Annotated in this window: 13 protein-coding genes, 1 tRNA gene and 1 pseudogene; 9 read left to right on the top strand and 6 right to left on the bottom strand. The window is 70.3% G+C overall.

Annotated elements, in window-relative coordinates; translation table 11 throughout:
* The first annotated feature begins 664 nt into the window (after positions 1-664).
* The 6 genes from ACH4K4_RS07260 (at position 665) to ACH4K4_RS07235 (ending at position 7781) form a co-directional block, all read left to right on the top strand.
* Positions 665-2128 carry an MFS transporter gene (locus ACH4K4_RS07260; protein ID WP_398165381.1) on the top strand — a complete coding sequence of 488 codons (1464 nt, stop codon included), beginning with the start codon at positions 665-667 and terminating at the stop codon, positions 2126-2128.
* A gap of 124 nt (positions 2129-2252) precedes the next feature.
* Positions 2253-3470, top strand: a complete 1218-nt coding sequence (gene lhgO, locus ACH4K4_RS07255) for an L-2-hydroxyglutarate oxidase (RefSeq protein WP_398165380.1) — start codon at positions 2253-2255, stop codon at positions 3468-3470.
* Between the two features lie 155 nt (positions 3471-3625).
* Complete coding sequence (trmB, locus tag ACH4K4_RS07250; protein WP_398165379.1) at positions 3626-4468, top strand: tRNA (guanosine(46)-N7)-methyltransferase TrmB; 843 nt, start codon at positions 3626-3628, stop codon at positions 4466-4468.
* Positions 4469-4496: 28 nt separating this feature from the next.
* Complete coding sequence (locus ACH4K4_RS07245; protein WP_398165377.1) at positions 4497-5843, top strand: PrsW family intramembrane metalloprotease; 1347 nt, start codon at positions 4497-4499, stop codon at positions 5841-5843.
* Positions 5844-6360: 517 nt separating this feature from the next.
* Positions 6361-7401: a YDG/SRA domain-containing protein gene (locus ACH4K4_RS07240; RefSeq protein ID WP_398165376.1), complete on the top strand. Its 1041-nt coding sequence runs from the start codon at positions 6361-6363 to the stop codon at positions 7399-7401.
* 74 nt (positions 7402-7475) lie between these two features.
* Entirely contained in the window at positions 7476-7781 is a 306-nt protein-coding gene (locus ACH4K4_RS07235) for a hypothetical protein (protein ID WP_398165374.1), read from the top strand.
* An 83-nt stretch (positions 7782-7864) separates the two neighbouring features.
* On the opposite strand, the gene ACH4K4_RS07230 is transcribed toward ACH4K4_RS07235, so the two are convergent.
* From ACH4K4_RS07230 to ACH4K4_RS07215, 4 genes are all read right to left on the bottom strand, one after another.
* Entirely contained in the window at positions 7865-8806 is a 942-nt protein-coding gene (locus ACH4K4_RS07230; protein WP_398165373.1) for an aldo/keto reductase, read from the bottom strand.
* A gap of 75 nt (positions 8807-8881) precedes the next feature.
* A complete protein-coding gene (locus tag ACH4K4_RS07225) occupies positions 8882-10438 on the bottom strand; it encodes an MFS transporter (RefSeq protein WP_398165372.1) in 1557 nt (518 codons plus the stop codon).
* Positions 10439-10634: 196 nt separating this feature from the next.
* Positions 10635-11840: a M23 family metallopeptidase gene (locus ACH4K4_RS07220; protein ID WP_398165370.1), complete on the bottom strand. Its 1206-nt coding sequence runs from the start codon at positions 11838-11840 to the stop codon at positions 10635-10637.
* A gap of 755 nt (positions 11841-12595) precedes the next feature.
* A complete protein-coding gene (locus ACH4K4_RS07215) occupies positions 12596-13690 on the bottom strand; it encodes a PP2C family protein-serine/threonine phosphatase (protein ID WP_398165428.1) in 1095 nt (364 codons plus the stop codon).
* A gap of 528 nt (positions 13691-14218) precedes the next feature.
* Here ACH4K4_RS07215 and ACH4K4_RS07210 point away from each other — a divergent pair.
* Genes ACH4K4_RS07210 through ACH4K4_RS07200 form a run of 3 tightly spaced genes read left to right on the top strand, consistent with a single transcriptional unit; the run spans position 14219 to position 18221 of the window.
* On the top strand, positions 14219-15853 hold the full coding sequence (locus ACH4K4_RS07210; protein ID WP_398165369.1) for an MFS transporter: 1635 nt from the start codon (positions 14219-14221) through the stop codon (positions 15851-15853).
* A gap of 4 nt (positions 15854-15857) precedes the next feature.
* Complete coding sequence (locus tag ACH4K4_RS07205; RefSeq protein ID WP_398165368.1) at positions 15858-17657, top strand: DEAD/DEAH box helicase; 1800 nt, start codon at positions 15858-15860, stop codon at positions 17655-17657.
* Between the two features lie 3 nt (positions 17658-17660).
* Positions 17661-18221 (top strand): hypothetical protein, encoded by a 561-nt coding sequence (locus tag ACH4K4_RS07200; RefSeq protein ID WP_398165367.1) that lies wholly within the window; start codon positions 17661-17663, stop codon positions 18219-18221.
* Between the two features lie 257 nt (positions 18222-18478).
* On the opposite strand, the gene ACH4K4_RS07195 is transcribed toward ACH4K4_RS07200, so the two are convergent.
* Positions 18479-18554: transfer RNA gene (locus ACH4K4_RS07195), tRNA-Lys, on the bottom strand.
* Positions 18555-18806: 252 nt separating this feature from the next.
* Positions 18807-19125: pseudogene (locus ACH4K4_RS07190) on the bottom strand (RNA helicase); the annotation flags it as partial.

The raw sequence follows: 19125 nt of genomic DNA, 5'->3' as shown, positions 1-19125 counted from the left end.
TACGGGCCGCCTACGGTCGAGGCAGTCGTACCGGCGCCGACGCGCGCTGCGACAGGGCGGCGACACACCGCGACGGCACGTCGGTGGCGCATCGTTTGGGTCCGGGCGGCCCGAATCCAAACCGCCTTACAGCTATTTTCAGCCAAAATCCGCGCCGCGTTCGCCAGTTGGCCCGATACCGGCCGACCCGCGGCAGGGCCCGGCCGACCGGCCTCCAGGGCCGCTCGGCCACCCGCCCGATCACCCGCCGGGCCGGCCCGCGAGACCGCCGGGCCGCCACGCGAGAGCCTCCGCACACCCGCCGGACCGCATCGGCCGGCCCGTCCGGCACAACGCGACAGCCCGGGAGGCGGGACTCGCCCCCCGGACCGGACCGCCACCCGCGGGGAATGAGGCGGCGGTGTCCCCCAGCCCACTGGATCCAGTGCAGCGGGCCGACCCACGCAGATTTCATGGAAGCGCTCCCGCACCGACCCGGGCAGCGCGCACACACGGGCGCACGGCAACACGTACCCGGAGCACATGCCAAACCCCTCGCGGACGCTTGGACTTGAAACCCGCCATCCGGGACATCGGCCCTTAACGGTAGGGATTCGGCGAACTACTCTGGGTGGACGCATGCCCCGGGGTACCGGGGCGGCCGTCGCTGTGTCGAGGGGTGCGCATGTCAAGGGATATACGCGGGCCGAACGAGAAGCTCGGCACCGTTCTCGCCCTCGCGGGGATCAGCAATGCCGGGCTCGCCCGCCGGGTCAACGACCTCGGGGCGCAGCGCGGGTTGACGCTTCGCTACGACAAGACGTCGGTCGCCCGGTGGGTGTCGAAGGGCATGGTGCCACAGGGCGCCGCGCCCCACCTGATCGCGGCCGCGATAGCCGGCAAGCTCGGCCGCCCGGTGCCGCTCCACGAGATCGGGCTGGCCGACGCCGACCCGGCCCCGGAGGTCGGCCTGGCCTTCCCGCGCGACGTAGGCGCCGCCGTCCGGTCCGCGACCGAGCTGTACCGCCTCGACCTGGCCGGACGGCGCGGCGGCGGGGGCATCTGGCAGAGCCTGGCCGGATCCTTCTCGGTGAGCGCGTACGCGACGCCCGCTTCACGGTGGCTGATATCCCCGGCCGACAGTTCCGTGGCCCGCGAAGCCCCTGACGTACGGGACGTGCGCGACGGCAACGGCGCCAAGGACGGCGCGGCCGGGGCCGACACCGCCCCGCTGCACGTGGGCCACAGTGACGTCACCAAACTGCGGGAGGCCGCCGAGGACGCGCGCCGCTGGGACTCCAAGTACGGCGGCGGCGACTGGCGCTCCTCGATGGTGCCCGAGTGCCTGCGGGTGGACGCGGCGCCTCTGCTGCTCGCCTCGTACAGCGACGAGGTGGGCCGGGCGCTGTTCGGCGCGACCTCCGAGCTGACCAGGCTCGCGGGCTGGATGGCCTTCGACACCGGACAGCAGGAGGCGGCCCAGCGGTACTACATCCAGGCGCTGCGCCTGGCCCGCGCCGCCGCCGACGTGCCGCTGGGGGGATACGTCCTGGCCTCGATGTCACTCCAGGCGACCTACCGCGGCTTCGCCGACGAGGGCGTCGACCTGGCGCAGGCCGCGCTGGAGCGCAACCGCGGGCTGGCCACGGCCCGCACGATGAGCTTCTTCCGCCTGGTGGAGGCGCGCGCGCAGGCCAAGGCCAACGAGTCGCGCGCCTGCGAGGTGGCGCTCAAGGCCGCCGAGGGCTGGCTGGAGCGCTCCAGAGAGGGCGACCCCGACCCGTCCTGGCTGGACTTCTACTCCTACGAGCGCTTCGCGGCCGACGCCGCCGAGTGCTACCGGGACCTGCGGCTGCCGCGCCAGGTGCGCCGCTTCACGGAGCAGGCGCTGTCCCGCCCGACGGAGGAGTACGTCCGCTCGCACGGGCTGCGGCTGGTCGTGTCGGCGGTGGCGGAACTGGAGTCCGGCAACCTGGACGCGGCCTGCGCGGCCGGGACGCGGGCGGTCGAGGTGGCCGGCCGCATCTCGTCGGCCCGTACGACCGAGTACGTACGCGATCTCCTGCACCGCCTGGAGCCGTACGGCGACGAGCCCCGGGTGGTGGAGCTGCGCGAACGCGCCCGCCCGCTGCTCGTCGCGCCGGCGTAGGGCGCGGGATGCGTGTGACGGGTGGGGACCCTGTGGCTCTTGCCACCGCCCTTCCACCGCACTCCCGGCCCGTTGTCAGTCCCCACGGTCATGATGGGATACGTCTGGTTCCAGGGGAGGTGCTGTGGTGGCGTACGACTGCGATGTGCTGGTGATCGGTGCCGGCATCGTCGGGCTCTCGACGGCGTACGCGATCACGCGCGCCGCACCCGGGACACGCGTGGCGGTCCTGGAGAAGGAGCCCGGCCCTGCCCGTCACCAGACCGGCCGCAACAGCGGCGTGATCCACAGCGGCATCTACTACCCGCCCGGGTCCCTGAAGGCCCGCTTCGCGCTCCAGGGCTCGGCGGAGATGGTCAAGTTCTGCCTCGACCACGACATCCCGCACGAGGTCACCGGCAAACTGATCGTCGCCACCGACCGCTCCGAGCTGCCCCGGCTGCACGGCCTGATCCAGCGCGGCCGCGAGCACGGCATCCCGGTCCGCGAGCTCGGCCCCGCCCAGCTCGCGGCGTACGAGCCGGAGGTCAGCGGCCTGGCCGCCATCCACGTCGGCACGACCGGAATCTGCGACTTCGGCGCGGTCGCCCGCCGCTACGCCGCCCTCGCCACGGACGCGGGCGCCCGCATCGCGTACGGCAGCGAGGTCACCGCCATCGGCCGCCGCCCCGGCCGCGTGGCGGTGCGTACGTCCGCCGGCGCGGTCTTCCGCGCCCGCACCCTGGTCAACTGCGCCGGCCTGCACTGCGACCGCATAGCGCGCCTGGCGGGCGACGCGCCGGGCATGCGCATCGTCCCGTTCCGCGGCGAGTACTACACCCTCGCCCCGGCCCGCGCCTCCCTGGTGCGCGGCCTGGTCTACCCGGTCCCCGACCCAGCCTTCCCGTTCCTCGGCGTCCACCTCACCCGCGGCATCGACGGCTCCGTCCACATCGGCCCGAACGCCGTACCCGCGCTCGCCCGCGAGGGCTACGACTGGCGCACCCTCCGCCCCGCCGAACTGGCCGCCACCCTGGCCTACCCCGGCTCCTGGCACATAGCCCGCCGCCACTGGCGCTACGGCACCGGCGAACTGCGCCGCTCCCTCTCCCGCCGCGCCTTCACCGAAGCGGTCCGCCGCCTGCTTCCCGCGGTCCGCGAAGAGGACCTGCGCCCCGCCCCCGCCGGGGTACGGGCCCAGGCCGTCCTGCCCGACGGCACCCTCGCCGACGACTTCCTCATCACCGAGACCCCGTCCGCCGTCCACGTCCTCAACGCCCCGTCCCCCGCCGCCACGGCCTCCCTGCCGATCGGCCGGGAGATAGCCGAACGGGCGCTGCGGATGCTGGAGGAGGCGAGCTGAGCCGGGAGGCAGCAGGGAGACAGCAGGGAGCCGGGAGCCAGCGGGGAGCCGAAGGCCCCAGGGCGGGACAGAGCGGCCACCGGAGCCGGCCGCGGCCACTGCCACCGCCGCCGACTCCGGCCCCGGCTCCTCCCCGCCCGTAGAATCGACCCACTGTGTCTGACAATCCCGCCACCCCCGAATCCGTCCCCGCCTCCGGCCCCGAATCCGTCCCCGCGTTCAGCCCCGGCGGCGCGACCGCGGCCGACGAGGGGCGCTCCCGCCCCGCCCCCAAGGCGATGTTCCCGGACGGCACGGGTCCCGCGGCCGACCCGGCCGGTTCGCACCACGAGCGGCGGATCCGTTCCTTCCAGCCCCGGCGCAGCCGGGTCTCCCCCGGCCAGGCGGACGCGCTGCGGCGCCTGTGGCCCAAGTGGGGCCTGGACATCGACGGCCTCTGCAAGATCGACCTGACCGAGCTGTTCGAGGGCCGCCCGGTCGTCCTGGAGATCGGCTTCGGCATGGGCGAGGCCACGGCACAGATGGCCGCGGACGACCCGGACACGGGCATCCTGGCCTGCGACGTCCACACCCCGGGCCAGGGCAACCTGCTCGGCCTCGCGGAGCGCAACGGCCTGTCCAACATCCGGGTGGCCAACGGAGACGCGATCATCCTGCTCCGCGAGATGCTCGCCCCCGGCTCCCTGGCCGGCCTGCGCGTCTACTTCCCCGACCCATGGCCCAAGAAGCGCCACCACAAGCGGCGCCTGATCCAGCCCGAATTCCTCTCCCTGGTGACCACCCGCCTCGCCCCGGGCGCCCTCGTCCACTGCGCGACCGACTGGGAGCCGTACGCGGAACAGATGCTGGAAGTCCTCTCCGCCGAGCCCACGCTCGAAAACGAGTATTCCGGCTATGCCCCGCGCCCGGACTTCCGCCCCTTCACCAAGTTCGAAGGACAGGGCCTGGACAAGGGCCACACCGTGCACGACCTCCTCTTCCGGCGGCGCCCGGCATAGTCCACCCCACGCTGGTTAGGGTCGATGGGTGAATCCGCCGCAGCCGCCTCCGCTTCCGCCGAAACCGGCGTACGCGCCCGACCCGCGCTTCGCCACCGCCGCGTCGCCCGCGGCGGCGCAGTGGCAGCACTACGGGCCGCGCCGCCGCCCGGCGCTCTGGCACAGCAAGACAGCACGCGCCGTCGCCCTCTTCTCCCTCCTCGCCCTCTCCGGCGTGATCATCCTGGCGATGGTCCGCCAGGAGACGGGTACGCAGGGCTTCCTCGTCGGCCTCGGCCTCGCCGTCTTCCCCGTCCCCGTCCTGATAGCCGGGTTCTGCTGGCTGGACCGCATAGACCCCGAGCCCCGGCGCAACCTCGCCTTCGCCTTCGCCTGGGGCGCCTGCGCCGCCACCCTCGTAGCGATCCTGGCCAACGGTTACACCGCGGCCTGGCTGGAGAACAACCTCTCCACCCTCTCGCCGGAAGACGCCCAGACCTGGGGCGCGACCGTCTTCGCCCCGATCATCGAAGAGACCGTCAAGGCCGCCGCCGTCCTGCTCCTCTTCCTCTTCCGCCGCCAGAACTTCGACGGCATCACGGACGGCATCGTCCTGGCCGGCATCACGGCCACCGGCTTCGCGTTCACCGAGAACGTCCTCTACCTGGGCGACGCCTTCGGCCAGGACCAGTCCCTGGGCCACTCCGGCCTCGACTCCCTCACCGCCGGCACCTTCTTCGTACGCATCATCATGTCGCCGTTCGCGCACCCGCTCTTCACGATGCTCACCGGCCTCGCCTTCGGCATAGCGGCCACCAGCTACCCCCACCGCCGACCGCTGCGCCTGGCCCTCCCCTTCCTCGGCCTGGCCACCGCCGTCCTCCTGCACTCCGTCTGGAACGCCGCCACCACCCTCGGCGACCTCGGCTTCCTCACCGTCTACGGCCTCTTCATGCTCCCCGTCTTCACGGCCCTGACCTGGCTAGCCGTCTGGGCCCGCCACCGCGAACTCCTCGCCCTGCGCACCTACCTCCCCCCGTACGTCACCACCGGCTGGCTCTCCCCCACCGAGCCGCTCTCCCTCTCCTCCCTCAAGACCCGCTCGGTGGCCCGCACCATCGCCCGCCGCACCCAGGGCCCCGCCGCCGCCCGCGCCGTCACCGAGTACGCCGCCGTAGCCACCTCCCTGGCCTTCCTCCGCCGCCGAGCCCACCGCACCGGCCCCACCCCCGACTTCCGCACCCAGGAAGCCGCCCTCCTACACCACCTCTGGCACCACAAACCCATGGCCCATCCGGCGCTCCTACAGGCACTGCATACGACGCACCGGCCGATGTCACCCACGTATCGACCGCTGTACGAATCGCCAACCGAGGCACGCCGCCATGGGCTCTAGGAGTGCGAGGCCTCAACGCTGACGACGGACATGGCAACGTCGCGGCGTCATGCACTGCAACACCCGTAACTCGGTCGACACTGGAGTACATACGGCGTTGACTAGACGGTCCATTGGTCGTAACGGCTCTCCGCCTGCCTCTTAAGCCCGAGAGAAGCGCCTCATGCCTGACACCTCACACGAACGAGCCGCTAGCTTCTTGGAGGCACTCGCCTCCTTGCCCACTCAAGACTCGTCAGGTGTTCCTTCGAGGGACCAGCCCATCGCCTTCCTGTGGGCAATAAGCCGTGCATTGGACGGTGTGGACCGCCTAGCGCCGTGGGGAACCGCTAAGCGTGACCTCCATGCGATGCTGGGCGAATATGGCCCGCAAGAGACCCCCATTGCACCCGAGATACCGTTCACAGATTTGCGCCATTCTCCGCATTGGGACCTCTCCGCGGATCACGACGCTATACCTAAGAACCACGGCAAAGAACTCCGAGCTTGGCTCGCAAGAGAGAATCCACACGGCGGCTTGGCTGCCGAACTCCACGCGCTCCTCGCATCAAACACGGACCTGTGCCGCGACGCAGTAACCATCCTGCACGATAAATACTTCCCAGATCGTCGTCTCGACATGCTGCTGCTCGAAGCAGGCCTGCATGACCCGTTCGACGGGTTCGGCGCTCCACCGCATGTACAGATCGGTGACACCTTCAGCAAGCGGAGAACGCTGGCCCGCGCCAGGGTGCACCGGCCAAACCAAGCCGGAATTTGCGGTACCGCCCCCAAAGGCGCCGAATCCATCGTGGTGTCCGGCGGGTATGAAGACGATGAAGACTACGGTGACGAGATCATCTACACAGGTCAAGGTGGGCGCGACGAAGTCACAAAGAAGCAGGTAATGGATCAGGAGCTCACCCTAGGAAACGCTGCTCTCGTCACCAGCTTCGCCACTGGAATTCCCGTGCGCGTGATCCGCGGTTCAAGTGGCGACTCACAGCATTCTCCTGCATCAGGGCTTCGCTACGACGGACTGTACCGGGTAGAGGAATACTGGTCACAGCGCGGCGCATCCGGTTTCCGCGTTTGGCGCTACCGGCTGCGCGCAGTAGAAACATACGTAACCCGCGATAAGGCCGCGGCAACGAACATCTCTCGCTCTGCTCCTACCGGATCCACTAATCCAGCCCGTCGCGAGACCAAAACTCAGCGGGTAGTTCGCAGCACCGCAATCGCCGACTACGTGAAGAAACTGCATGACTACACATGCCAGGTGTGCGGCTTGCGCATCGAAACCCCCACCGGTGCATACGCGGAAGCTGCCCACATCAGGCCACTCGGGCGCCCCCACGACGGCCCGGATGAGGTGAGCAATGTGCTCTGCCTTTGCCCGAACCACCATGTGGCGTTCGACCTGGGGATGCTGACCATCCACGACGACCGGCTGGTCATCCAACATGGCACCAAGCCGGAGGAGCACACGCTGCGAGAGACCCCTCAACACGTGATCGACAACAGGCACCTGGCGTACCACCGCGCCCATCACGAACGACCCAGCAGGACAACCGAGTAGCTCGAAGAGGCGATCAAGGCCAGGCGTAAGGTCGAGTCGTTAGGCGAGTTGTCCTTGATGGGGAGGCATTGGTTATGGCCAGGGTGCCGAGTTCGTTGGTTGCTGCTACTGGGCTTGTGGGTGGTTATGGCGTGGCGCGGTGGACCAAGAAGCGGCCGCTTGGTGGGGTGGCGCTGGCGGCTGCGGGGGCTGTGGCGGCTCGGGAGTGGGAGCGGAAGGCCGGTAAGAAGGCTGCGGCGGCGTTGAGTGGGGCTTATGTGATGGCGTTCGCCGGGTCGCATCCGTTGGCGAAGAAGGTGGGGGCCTGGCCGTCGGTGTTCGCGGTCGCGGGGGTTGTGGCGGCTGCTTCTTGGGCGGTGGCTGATCGGCGCGGTGAGTAGGCCTGTACCGGTAGATGGTACGAAGGGCGGTTGCGTACCTCTGGTACGCAACCGCCCTTCGCGTTGTGGAGAGTGGACAGGGGTCAGGCTGAGGCCTGGTTGAGGAGGGTCAGTTCGTCTTCGGTGAGGTGGAGATCGGACGCTGCCATGAGGGCCGGGAGCTGGTCGACGGTGCGGGCGCTGGCGATGGGGGCGGCGACCGTGGGCTGGGCGGCGAGCCAGGCGAGGGCTACGGTCGCGTGTTCGGCCTGGTGGGCGGCGGCCACCGTGTCGAGGGCGGCCAGCACCTTGCGGCCGCGGTCGGTGGCCAGGTACTGGGCGGCCTTTTCGGTGCGGGCGCTTTCCACGGTGCTGTCCGGGCGGTACTTGCCGGTGAGGAAGCCCGACGCCAGGGCGTAGTACGGGACGGCGGCGAGGCCGTGGCGGGCGGCGGTGTCGGCCAGCTCGCCTTCGTATGTTTCACGGGAAACCAAGTTGTAGTGCGGCTGGAGCGCGACGTAGCGGGCCAGGTTCTCGTCGGCGGAGAAGGCGAGGGCCGCTTCGAGGCGCTGGGCCGAGATGTTGGAGGCGGCGATCTCGCGGACCTTGCCGGCCTTCACCAGCTCGTCGAGGGCCGGGAGGAACTCCGAGACGTCGAGGGATTCGTCGTCGTAGTGGGTGTAGTAGAGGTCGATGTAGTCGGTGCGCAGGCGGCTGAGGGACTCGTCGACGGCGGCCTTGATGGTGGCCGGGGCGAGGCCCTTGTGCTCGGGGTGGGCGCCGACCTTGGTGGCGATGACGACGTCGTCGCGGTTGCCGCGAGAGGCGAGCCAGTTGCCCAGGACGGTCTCGGATTCGCCGCCCTTGTTGCCCGGCACCCAGGCCGAGTAGACGTCCGCGGTGTCGATGAAGTTGCCGCCGGCGGCGACGTATGCGTCCAGGACGGCGAAGGACTGGGGCTCGTCCGCGGTCCAGCCGAAGACGTTGCCGCCGAGGGAGAGGGGGGAGACGGACAGGGAACCGAGGGTCTTCTGTGTCGCGGTCATGTTCTTTCCAACCTGGTGGGGAATGGGGGGTATTCCGGGAGAGGGGAGGGGGGAACGGGAGGCAGGTTTGGGGGGTTAGGTGGGTTGTGTGTCGGGGGTTGCCGACAGTGGGCTGGCTATCGATTCGAGGGAGCGGCGTTCGGCTCGTACGGCCAGGAAGGCGGCGGTCAGGCCGGCCAGGCACATGAGGGAAGCGCCGATGCAGAAGGCGAGGGCCGTGTCGGAGACCGCTCCGGAACCTGTCAGTTCGGCGAAGACCAGGGGGCCGCTGATGCCGCCCGCTGCCGTACCGACCGCGTAGAAGAACGCGATGGCCATGGCCCGGGTCTCCATCGGGAAGACCTCCGAGACCGTCAGGTACGCGCTGCTGGCGCCGGCCGAGGCGAAGAAGAGGACCACGCACCAGCAGGCGGTGAGCGTGGTGGCCGTCAGCTGGCCGGCGGAGAAGAGCCAGGCGGTGGCGAAGAGGAGCGCGCCGGAGAGCAGGTAGGTGCCGGAGATCATGATGCGGCGGCCGACCGTGTCGAAGAGCTTGCCGAGGACCAGCGGGCCGAGGAAGTTGCCGGCCGCCATCACGGCGAAGAAGTATCCGGTGCCGGATGTCGACACGTCGAAGAACGAGGTGAGGATCGCGCCGAAGCCGAAGGTGACGGCGTTGTAGAGGAACGCCTGGCCGATGAAGAGGGCGAGGCCGAGGAAGGCCCTGCGGCGGTAGCGCGAGAAGACGGTACGGGCGATCTCGGTGAAGCCGATGCTCTTCCGGGGGTGGATGGTGATCTCGCCCTCGGGCCGCGGGAGAGGCTTGCCCTTCTCGTCCGTGATCTGTTTCTCGATGGAGGCGACGAGCTTGTCCGCCTCGTCCGCCCGGCCGTGGATGAACAGCCACCGTGGACTCTCGGGGACGTTGCGGCGTACGAGGAGGATGACCAGGCCGAGGACGACGCCGAGCGCGAAGGTCAGCCGCCAGCCGACGTTCGCCGGGAAGAGGGCGGTGTCCAGCATCACGATGGACAGCAGGGACCCGCCGATCGCGCCGAGCCAGAAGCTGCCGTTGATGACGAGGTCGACGCGCCCCCGGTAGGCGGACGGGATCAGCTCGTCGATGGCGGAGTTGATCGCCGCGTACTCACCGCCGATGCCGAAACCGGTCAGAAAGCGGAAGAGGAAGAACCACCAGGAAGAGAAGGAGACTGCGGTCAGGGCGGTGGCGGCCAGGTAGACAGCCAGGGTGATCAGGAAGAGCTTCTTGCGGCCGAAGAGGTCGGTGAGCCGGCCGAAGAACAGCGCGCCGAGGCAGGCACCGGCCACATACAGAGCCGCGGCGATGCCGGTGACCTGGGCGGATGTGATGGGCAGCCCGCTGCCGTGCTCGGAGAGACGGCCGGCGATGTTGCCGACGACGGTGACTTCCAGGCCGTCGAGGATCCATACCGTGCCGAGGCCGATGACCACCGTCCAGTGCCAGCGCGACCAGGGGAGGCGGTCGAGGCGGGCGGGGACGTCGGTGGTGATGGTGGAGAGGTCCGCGCTGGAATGCAGGGCGTCTGCGTTCGAACCGGCGGCCCGCCGTCCGCCGTCGGGCGTCGCGGTCCCGCGGCCCTGCCTCGCCACCGCCTCTTCCTTGCGCCTCATCGCACCCTCCTCTACCGGGCCGGGGCCGGTCACCCCGGCGGCACATCCATTCGAGTGCCCGGCGGACAGCGCGCAAAGCAGAGGAAAGAAAGCAAGGGAAAGGGGGCCGCGGAACGGGGCGCCGCAGGTGAGGCGGGGGCCCCTGCGGTACGGGCAGGACAGTACAGGCCGGACGGTATGGGTCGGGAGGGTGGCGTCAGACGGACATTCCGTGATCGCGCAGCCATGGCTTCGGGTCGACCGGGGTGCCGCCGCCCGGCCGTACCTCCAGGTGGAGGTGTGGCCCGGTGACGTTGCCCGTGGCGCCCACCCGGCCGATGACGTCGCCGGCGGCGACCTTGCCGGAGACGCGTACCAGCGAGGAGAGGTGGCAGAACCACAGTTCCGTACCGTCGTCCAAGGTCAGCACGATCCGGTAGCCGTACGCGCCGGCCCAGCCCGCCTGGGTGATCGTGCCCCCGTGGATCGCCTTGACCGGGGTGGCGGTCGGCGCGGCGAAGTCCAGGCCCGTGTGGTGGGCCGCCCAGCGGTCGCCTGCCTGCCCGAAGCCCGCGGTGAGGGTGTACGTGGAGAGGGGGGCGACGTAGCTGCGGGCCAGCTCGGCGCGGCGTGCGGCCTCCGTCTTCCGGCGGGCCGCCTCCTGCGCGTCGCGCTCGGCCGCCCGCTGCGCCGCCGCTTCGGCGGCCGCGGACTTCTCGGCTTTCCGCCGGTCCGCTGTCGCGTCCTGTGCGGCCTTCTTGGCGGCGGCCTGTTCCGCTGCCGCGCGCTCTTCCTCCTCGGCGGCGCTCTGTTGGTGCTCGGCCTGCTGGAGGATACGGTCGCGCAGCGAATCGCCCGCGCCCCTGCCCTGCGCCGCCTCGTGCTCGGTGAGCCCGGCCTGAGTGAGGGGTGCGGCGGAGGGGGCCGGGGCGCCCGGAGAGCCTGCGGGTCCGGAAGAGTCGGATATCAGGCCGCCGATGCCCGGCAGGGACGTCGCGTCGGGCAGCTTCGCCGCGAGGTCGTCCGCCATCTCGCCCAGGTCCGGCACGGATATCGGCACCGGCGGTTTGTCCTCGGCCGTGGCCATGCCGCTCGCGCCGACCGCCGCGATCACGCCGACGCCCAGGACCGTACCGCCGCGGGCCAGCCCGCCGCGCTGCCTGGCCACCACGCGGTGCTTGCCGCGTACGGACCGTGTGGAGTCCTCGGTGGGGTCCCACTCCTCCCAGGAGCCGGGGTCGAACGCGCCGGGATCGGCGGAGGCTTGGGGGATCGCGGGGATGGTGGTGGTCATGGGGGCGGTGTCACCCGCGGGCATGGCGGAGGCGGCTGGGGCGGCCGGGGCGCCGAACGCCTCGGAGGCACCGTTGGCCGCGCCGAAAGGAACCTCGGGGACAGAGCCGGCAGGGCTGTTGGACGCCACGGAGGCGCACTCCTTTCCTTCCTTCTCGCCTACCGGGTCGGTGGGGTACCTCCCCGCCCGTTCCGGTGCCGGGGCGGGCGCCCCGGACCGTTCAGGACAAGGGAAGGATGCGGAGCAGGAAGGACTCCCCCGGGCGGCCTCCGGCCGGCGGCGGCTGCCCGGTGCACCCCGAAGGTGGTTCCCCGGTTCCCGGGGCACGCGCTGGTGTGGCTCCGGCCCGAAGGCCGGTCCAGCGATGCCCCCACGGTGATTCAGTTGTGAACACCCTGACGGGATTCGGCGTCGGCGCACGGTGCCGCCTCTTGCGACGGCTGGGACGACCGCGCTGCGTTATCGGACTGTAATAGACTCCGCCGCCTGACACCAAGCGATCCTGCGAAACAAAGGGCAATTTGTGGTGGCTTTGGCCTGGACTTAAACCCCCATCAGGGCATCAACCGGGCCGAGTTGCCGGATCGTCGCCAAACCTCCGAAGGCGCGATTGTGCAGGAGTCGTTATCGCAGGGGTGCCTGGCGATTACGCACCGTCAGGGCAGTAGCGTCTGATCACGGTCGGCAACAGCGCGCAGGCAGTGGCGGTTCGGCCACGACCCCGGGCTCTGTGACCACCTCGCGCGCTCCCTGCCCGCCGGCGACAGGCAGCGGCCCGGCGTAGCTGGCCGGCGCGATTGGACGCGGCGCCACTGGGAAGAGGTCCGCGCACCGTACGGTGGCTGTAGCCAGGCCCCTCGGACCGCGCGCCCCGGCGCCCTCCCCTACGCCTCGCGCCCCCGCGCCGGCCTCTGCACCGCCAGCAGCGCCATGTCGTCCGCCGTCTCCCCGCCTGTGTGCGCCGCCACGTCCGCCACCAACGCGTCCAGCAGTTTCTCCGGTCCGGAAGAGGACCAGTCGCGGCCCCGCAGCCGCCGCACCGGGTCGTAGAAGTCACCGTTTCCGTCCCGGGCCTCGGTCACCCCGTCCGTGAAGAGCAGCAGGACCGAACCCGCGGGGAAGGACGTCTCGTCCGCCCGGTCCGGCCAGCCGGCCACCTCGCTCATACCGAGCGGCAGGGCGGGCGTCTTCGGAGCCAGCTCGCACAGTTCGTCGTCGGCCGCGAACAGGAGCGGCGCGGGGTGGCCGCGGTTCAGGACGCGCAGCGCGGCGTGCTCGTCCGAGGACAGCTCCGCCAGTACGGCCGTGGTGAAGCCCTCGAACTGGTCGAGGCCCTCCCGGCGGCTGCCCTCCCGCTGCAAGGCCCGTTCCAGCCGGCCCGCCACCGCCTCCAGGGTGGCTTCCTGCTCCGCCGCCTCCCGGAAGGCCCCGATGACGATCACCGCGGCCTCCACCGCCTCCAGGCCCTTGCCCCGTACGTCGCCGACGATCAGCCGTACGCCGTGCGGGGTGTCCTGGACCGCGTACAGGTCGCCGCCGATGCGGGCGTCCGCCTCCGCCGCCACATAGCGCGCCGCGACGGCCAGCCCGCCGATCCGCTCGGCGGGCGTCGGCAGCACCGCCCGCTGGGCCGCCTCCGCGACGTCCCGTACGGACGCGAGCCGGGCGTCGCTCATGCGTACGACCCGGTTGATGCCCAGCGCGAGGACGGCGACGACCAGCACGGTCAGGCCCTCGGTGAACGACTGGTTGGCGTCGCGTTCCCCGCGGTACGTCACGACCCAGGTTTCGGCGGCGACGGCGGCCGCCGCGGTGACGGCCGTACTGCGCAGCGAGTACAGGGGCGCCGCCACCAGCGGCGCGGCGGAGAAGAACGGCGCGGCCGTGTACCGGGCGGGCGTGCCCATGTCGAAGAGCAGGCCGGCCACGAGCAGGATCAGCGGCAGCCAGCAGACCAGCCGCTGCCCGAGGGGTGACATGCGGGACCGGCGCAGCCACCGCTCCTGTTCGCCCGTACGGCCCCTGCTGCCTCGACGCACCCGCACCGGCCTGCCTCCCACTCCCGCGCGCCCGTTGGTACGAACACCGTCGCCGTCCCAAGGCTTTCCGCTACCGGGGCAAGCGGCGAATCCGGTTGGGCCGTACGGGGCATGGGGCCGGCGCGGGCGGCGCGTTCCCCGGCTGGCGCGCGGTCCGCGCCGCGGGGCGCCGGCCCCTGCGTGTCGAAACGTGGTCGAACCCCGGTACGGGGAATTGACGAGGGCATATAGATATGCCCCGGTGGCTCGCCGAATCGGAATTGACGGTGGCTTGAGGATATGCCCCGGCGTTTCGCATCCCGGGAATTGACAGCGGTGCGGCAACATGCCCCAGGAGCCCCGGGCAGAGAATTGACAGCGACCTATCGGTATGCCCCCGGATTCCCTCGGAATTGGGAATTGACAGCCGCATGACGATTCCCTACCGTCCGCTCGTCAGGTTTTTACCGCTCGCACCCGAAGGTATTCATGACAACGTCCCCAACGCTGCCCAAGTCCAGGCAGCAGTTGATCCTTGCCGTTCTCATGTCGTGCTCGCTGCTGATATGGCTGGACAACACCGTCCTGAGCACCACCTTGGAGACCCTCGCCGACCCGGGCCGCGGGCTGGACGCCACCCCGGCCGAGCTGCAATGGGCCACCGGCTCGTACACCCTGGCCTTCGCCACCCTGATGTTCACCGCGGGCGCGCTGGGCGACCGCTTCGGTCACCGGACCGTGCTCGCGATCGGACTGGGGGTCTTCGCCGGGTCCTCGGTGTGGGCTGCGTACGCGGGCGACGCGAGCCAGCTGATCGCCGCGCGCGCCGCGATGGGCGTGGGCAGTGCGCTGATCATGCCCGCCAACCTGGCCATCCTCATGTGGACCTTCACAGGGCCCGCGCGCCCGACCGCGATCGCTATTTCCTCGACGTCCGCCGGTGTCGGAATGGCGGTGGGCCCGGTGCTGGCCGGATTGCTTCTCGACCATTTCTGGTGGGGTTCGGTCTTTCTGGTCAATGTGCCGGTCGTGGTGCTGGCGTTGATCGGTGTCGCCGTACTGGTCCCGAATTTCCGCAGCCCCGAACGGCGGCCGCTGGACCCGGCCGGAATGCTGCTGTCGATCACCGGGCTCGCGGCTTTGGCCTACGGGCTGATCCGTGCGGGACAGGCGACCGCCTGGACCCGTACCGACGTCTGGGCGCCGATCGCCGTCGGACTGGTCCTGCTGGCCGCTTTCGTACTCGTCGAGCTGCGCAGCAAAATGCCCAGCTTCGATCCCCGGCTGCTCGCGGAACGTACATTCGGTGGCGGCAACGTGGCGCTCGGATTGCTTCTTTTCGCCGTGGCCGCCGTCACCTTCTACAACGCGTTCTATCTGCAGGGCGCCCGCGGCTATGCGCCGATCCAGGCGGGCTTGGCCGGCCTCCCGACCGCGCTCGGCGCGATCCTGGGGGCGCCCCTCGGCGCGCGTCTGGTCCTCCGCTGGTCGCTGCGCCCGGTCACCGCACCCGCGCTGACCGTGGCGGCGCTGACCATGGGCGCGTACGGGCTCTTCGGACTGGGGACCCCCCTCGTCTGGATCGAAATTCTGTTGCTGGTCCAGGGCCTCTCCATCGGCATGGTGCTCGGCCCGGTAACGGCGGCGTTGATCAGCTCCCTGCCGTTGGACCGAGCCGGCGCGGGGTCGGCCGTGACCAACACCGTGCGGCAGACCGGCAGCGTTATCGGTATCGCGGTAGGCGGCACGATCATGTCGATCGTGTACCGGCGCTCGATCGAACCCGCGCTCGGTGTTGTCCCCGCCTCGGTGCAGGAGCGGGCGCGGGTTTCCGCCGAACAGGCCCGGCATGTCGCCACCGAAATCGACCGGCCCGCTCTCGCGCGAGCTGCCGACGACGCGTTTATCCACGCTATGCACGTCGGCGCGGTCTGGATCATGTTCATCGCGCTCTTCGGAGCGGCTGTGCTGGTGCTTTCCCTGCGTCCAGCCGAAAAATCCGCGGAGCCGGTGCAAGAGCCGGAATCCGACCGGGAAAGCAGCTACTCCGTGACCGGAGCGGCCTCTCATTCCTGGCCCGACACCCCACCCGCTCGTCAGGGCGACGACGTGAGCAGCCACTGACACCATGGAAACCGGGCAAAAACTCGCTGTGGCCGTGTTGGAAAGTCAGGCCACATATCTACCCGACCGCCACATGTTCGCCTTGTGGACCTGGTCCGGACGCGCCGCGGGAGCCGCCCCGCCGGTCGGTGACGTCGAGACCATTCCCTTGGTCGTACCGACGCCGGACCTCGGCGGATTCGAGGTGGCCGGCATCGAGTGCGCGCTGATCGAGCCGGACGGGCTCGCCGGCGCGCCCCTCGACTCGCCCGGCCCGTCGGTGGATATCTGGCGGACGTGGATCGCGGGCGGCGATACGGCCCTGCCGATCGCGGCGCACGCCATTCCCGATGCCACCGGTGTCGCCGTTACGTCGGCGGATCGCGCCACAGCCGTCTTCCGGCGCACCGATGCCGTCGCGACCGAACTGCGCACAGCGCTGACCGCCGAGCTGCGGCCCTATCAGGTTCGCGGCGTGAGCTGGCTGCGCGAGACCGCCGACACCCACGGCGGCGCGGTGCTCGCCGATGAAATGGGGCTCGGCAAGACGTTGCAGGCCATCGGTTATCTCGCCGGGCGGGCCGAGGAGGGGCCGCAATTGGTGGTCTGTCCCACGTCGCTGGTCGGGAACTGGGCGCACGAAATCGCGCGGTTCGCGCCCGGCCTGCGGACGGTGAACTGGCGGGGTGAGCCGCTGGAAACGGTGGACGGCGGGACGGTGGTGCTCACCGGTTATCCGACGCTACGCCTGCACGGCCCCGTCATGAAGGACCACCATTGGGTCACTGCGGTCTTCGACGAGGCGCAGGTACTGAAGAACCCCCGCACGCAGATATCGAAGGCCGCGCGGGACCTCGCGGCCGACGCGCGAATCGCCCTGACCGGCACGCCCGTCGAGAACCGTCTCGAAGAGCTTTGGGCGCTGCTCAACCTGGTCGCGCCGCAGCTGTTCGGGCACAAGACGCAGTTCCGTCGCCGCTTTGCCCGGCCGATCGCGGACGGCTCCCTCGCGGCCGCTGCCCGGCTGCGCGGGGCCATCGAGCCGGTCGTGTTGATGCGGAAGAAGGCGCAGGTCGCCGGCTCGCTCCCACCCAAGATTCACGCGGACCTGATCTGCGGCCTCACCGAGGAACAGCAGCAGCTCTACGACCGGCTGCTGGACCAGGTCATCGACGACGGCTTCGGTACCGGCGCACAGCGCCAGACCAAGGTGCTGGCAGCCCTGACCGCGCTCAAACAGGTCTGCAATCACCCGGGCCTGATCACCGGGGACCTCGACGAACTGTCGGGAAGGTCGGGAAAGCTCGACCTCTGCACCGACATCGTGGCCAACAACCTCGATACCGGATCTCCGACACTGCTTTTCACCCAGTACCGGCAGACCGGTGAGCTGCTGGTGCGGCACTGTGACGAACAGTTCGGTGTGCGGGTGCCGTTCTTCCACGGCGGCTTGAACCAGGAGCAAAGGGCCGACATCGTCAGCTCGTTCCAGGCCGACGACGGCCCGAAGGTGCTGGTACTCAGTTTGAAAGCCGGCGGTACCGGGCTCACTCTCACCCGCGCGGCCGATGTCATCCACTTCGACCGGTGGTGGAATCCCGCCGTGGAAGCACAGGCTTCCGACCGGGTTCACCGGATAGGCCAGACCCGCACCGTCACCGTCACCACGCTGACCACGGGGACCACCGTCGAAGAGCACATCGCGGCCATGCACTCGCGCAAATCAGCGCTCTCCGATATCGCCGATATGTCCGGTGTCGCCGAATTGGCCCGCTTGGATGACGACCGCCTCATTGCGATTCTGCGCCGGAAGCGAGACAGCTGAAATATGCCCGACAACGATTTCGGCTACACACGGTGGGGAAAGGACTGGCTCCGGCTCGCCGAACCGCTGCGTCAGACCCGCCCCGATCCGCAGCTGCCGCGCGCACGCAGAATCGCGCGCGACGGAGGAGTGCGGGTCACGATCGACGGCCGGTTCGTACGCGCCGTCATACACCGCGGGCGCACCACCGCGGTGGCCAACATCGAGGTTGCGCCGATGTCCCAGGAGACGAAAGCCGGAATCGCCCGCCGGCTGAGCGGCACCCGTCCCGTACTCACCGACGAGCTGTATCGCGCGATCACCGACGCTGGCCACCCGCCGGCACCGACACTCACCGGAGTCGACTGCTCCTGCACAGCCGACACGTCACGCTGCGTCCACGTGCTGGCCGTCTATTACGAGATGGCACAACGCGTCGACGACGATCCGCGCATCGCTCTCGATATCCAGGGCTTCTTCCGCACCTCGTCGGAGAGTACCGACGTATCCACCACGGCGGTTCCACAGCGGTGGGTCCCGCTGAATACCCTCGATCCGGCCGACTATTTCTCGGTGTCCAAGTAGTCGGTCGCAAAGGTGCCGTGTCGCCGGACCGGCCCACCCGTCTCATGGCAGGGCCCCGGCCCGCCCGCCCCGAGGTCGGCCAAGCCGCACCCGAGGCCGCCGCGCGCCCCTCGCTCGCGGAGGGAGGCGGCGACCACCGCACGATCACCCCGGCCCCGTCCCCGTCCGCTCGGGCCAGCGGGGGGCCAGCTAACGATCTTGGGAGCCCTGCGGGCACGTCAGAGCCCAGGCGAGATGCCGTCTCACCTGGGCTCTACTGGTGGGCCATCAGGGGCTCGAACCCTGAACCAATGGATTAAAAGTCCACTGCTCTGCCAATTGAGCTAATGGCCCGCACCGAGCAGCATAGCCCGCGTTCCCGCCGCAGCCCGAAGGCATTAGCCATCGAAGGGGCGGAGGGAGTGCGTCCGCTTTCGCGGGGAAGCGGCGGGCGGACTCGGTGGGTGGTGGAACGCGCGGCCAAGGGGCCGCACGGCCACCGGAGTTGAGACGCGGGGCCCGCGCGCGACCCCGTACCGGAGTACGGGAGCGCGGCGCGGGCCCCGCGGTCGAACACAGTGACGCCTTCAGGCGTCACGGCCGTTCTCAGCCGTTGCGCTTCCAGCGCGGCTTGTCCTCGCGGCGGCCGAAGGAGCCGGTGCCGTGACCGCGGTGGTCGTCGCGGCGGCCGTACGGGCGGTCGCCGCCACCCGAGCGGTAGCCGCCGGAGGAGGGGCGCTCGTCGCGGCGGTCGCGGTTGTACGGACGGTCGCCGCCACCGGAGCGGTAGCCGCCCGTGGAACGGCCGCCGGAGCGCTCGTCGCGGTTGAAGGGACGGTTCGGGCGGTCGCCGCGGTCACGGTTGAAGCCGCCACCGGAGCGGTCGTCGCGGCGGAAGCCGCCACCCGAGCGGTCGTCACGGCGG

The organism is Streptomyces sp. NPDC017529, assembly GCF_044329785.1.
Taxonomy (GTDB): Bacteria; Actinomycetota; Actinomycetes; order Streptomycetales; family Streptomycetaceae; genus Streptomyces.
This window is presented reverse-complemented; position numbering and strand designations above follow the sequence as displayed.

What these genes read in the sequence shown, in the direction of transcription:
- ACH4K4_RS07200 (WP_398165367.1), top strand. Translation starts at nt 17,661, where the DNA reads ATGCCCGACAACGATTTCGGCTACACACGGTGGGGAAAGGACTGGCTC.
- ACH4K4_RS07215 (WP_398165428.1), bottom strand. Translation starts at nt 13,690, where the DNA reads ATGTCACCCCTCGGGCAGCGGCTGGTCTGCTGGCTGCCGCTGATCCTG.
- ACH4K4_RS07235 (WP_398165374.1), top strand. Translation starts at nt 7,476, where the DNA reads ATGGCCAGGGTGCCGAGTTCGTTGGTTGCTGCTACTGGGCTTGTGGGT.
- ACH4K4_RS07210 (WP_398165369.1), top strand. Translation starts at nt 14,219, where the DNA reads ATGACAACGTCCCCAACGCTGCCCAAGTCCAGGCAGCAGTTGATCCTT.
- ACH4K4_RS07230 (WP_398165373.1), bottom strand. Translation starts at nt 8,806, where the DNA reads ATGACCGCGACACAGAAGACCCTCGGTTCCCTGTCCGTCTCCCCCCTC.
- ACH4K4_RS07225 (WP_398165372.1), bottom strand. Translation starts at nt 10,438, where the DNA reads ATGAGGCGCAAGGAAGAGGCGGTGGCGAGGCAGGGCCGCGGGACCGCG.
- ACH4K4_RS07260 (WP_398165381.1), top strand. Translation starts at nt 665, where the DNA reads ATGTCAAGGGATATACGCGGGCCGAACGAGAAGCTCGGCACCGTTCTC.
- ACH4K4_RS07205 (WP_398165368.1), top strand. Translation starts at nt 15,858, where the DNA reads ATGGAAACCGGGCAAAAACTCGCTGTGGCCGTGTTGGAAAGTCAGGCC.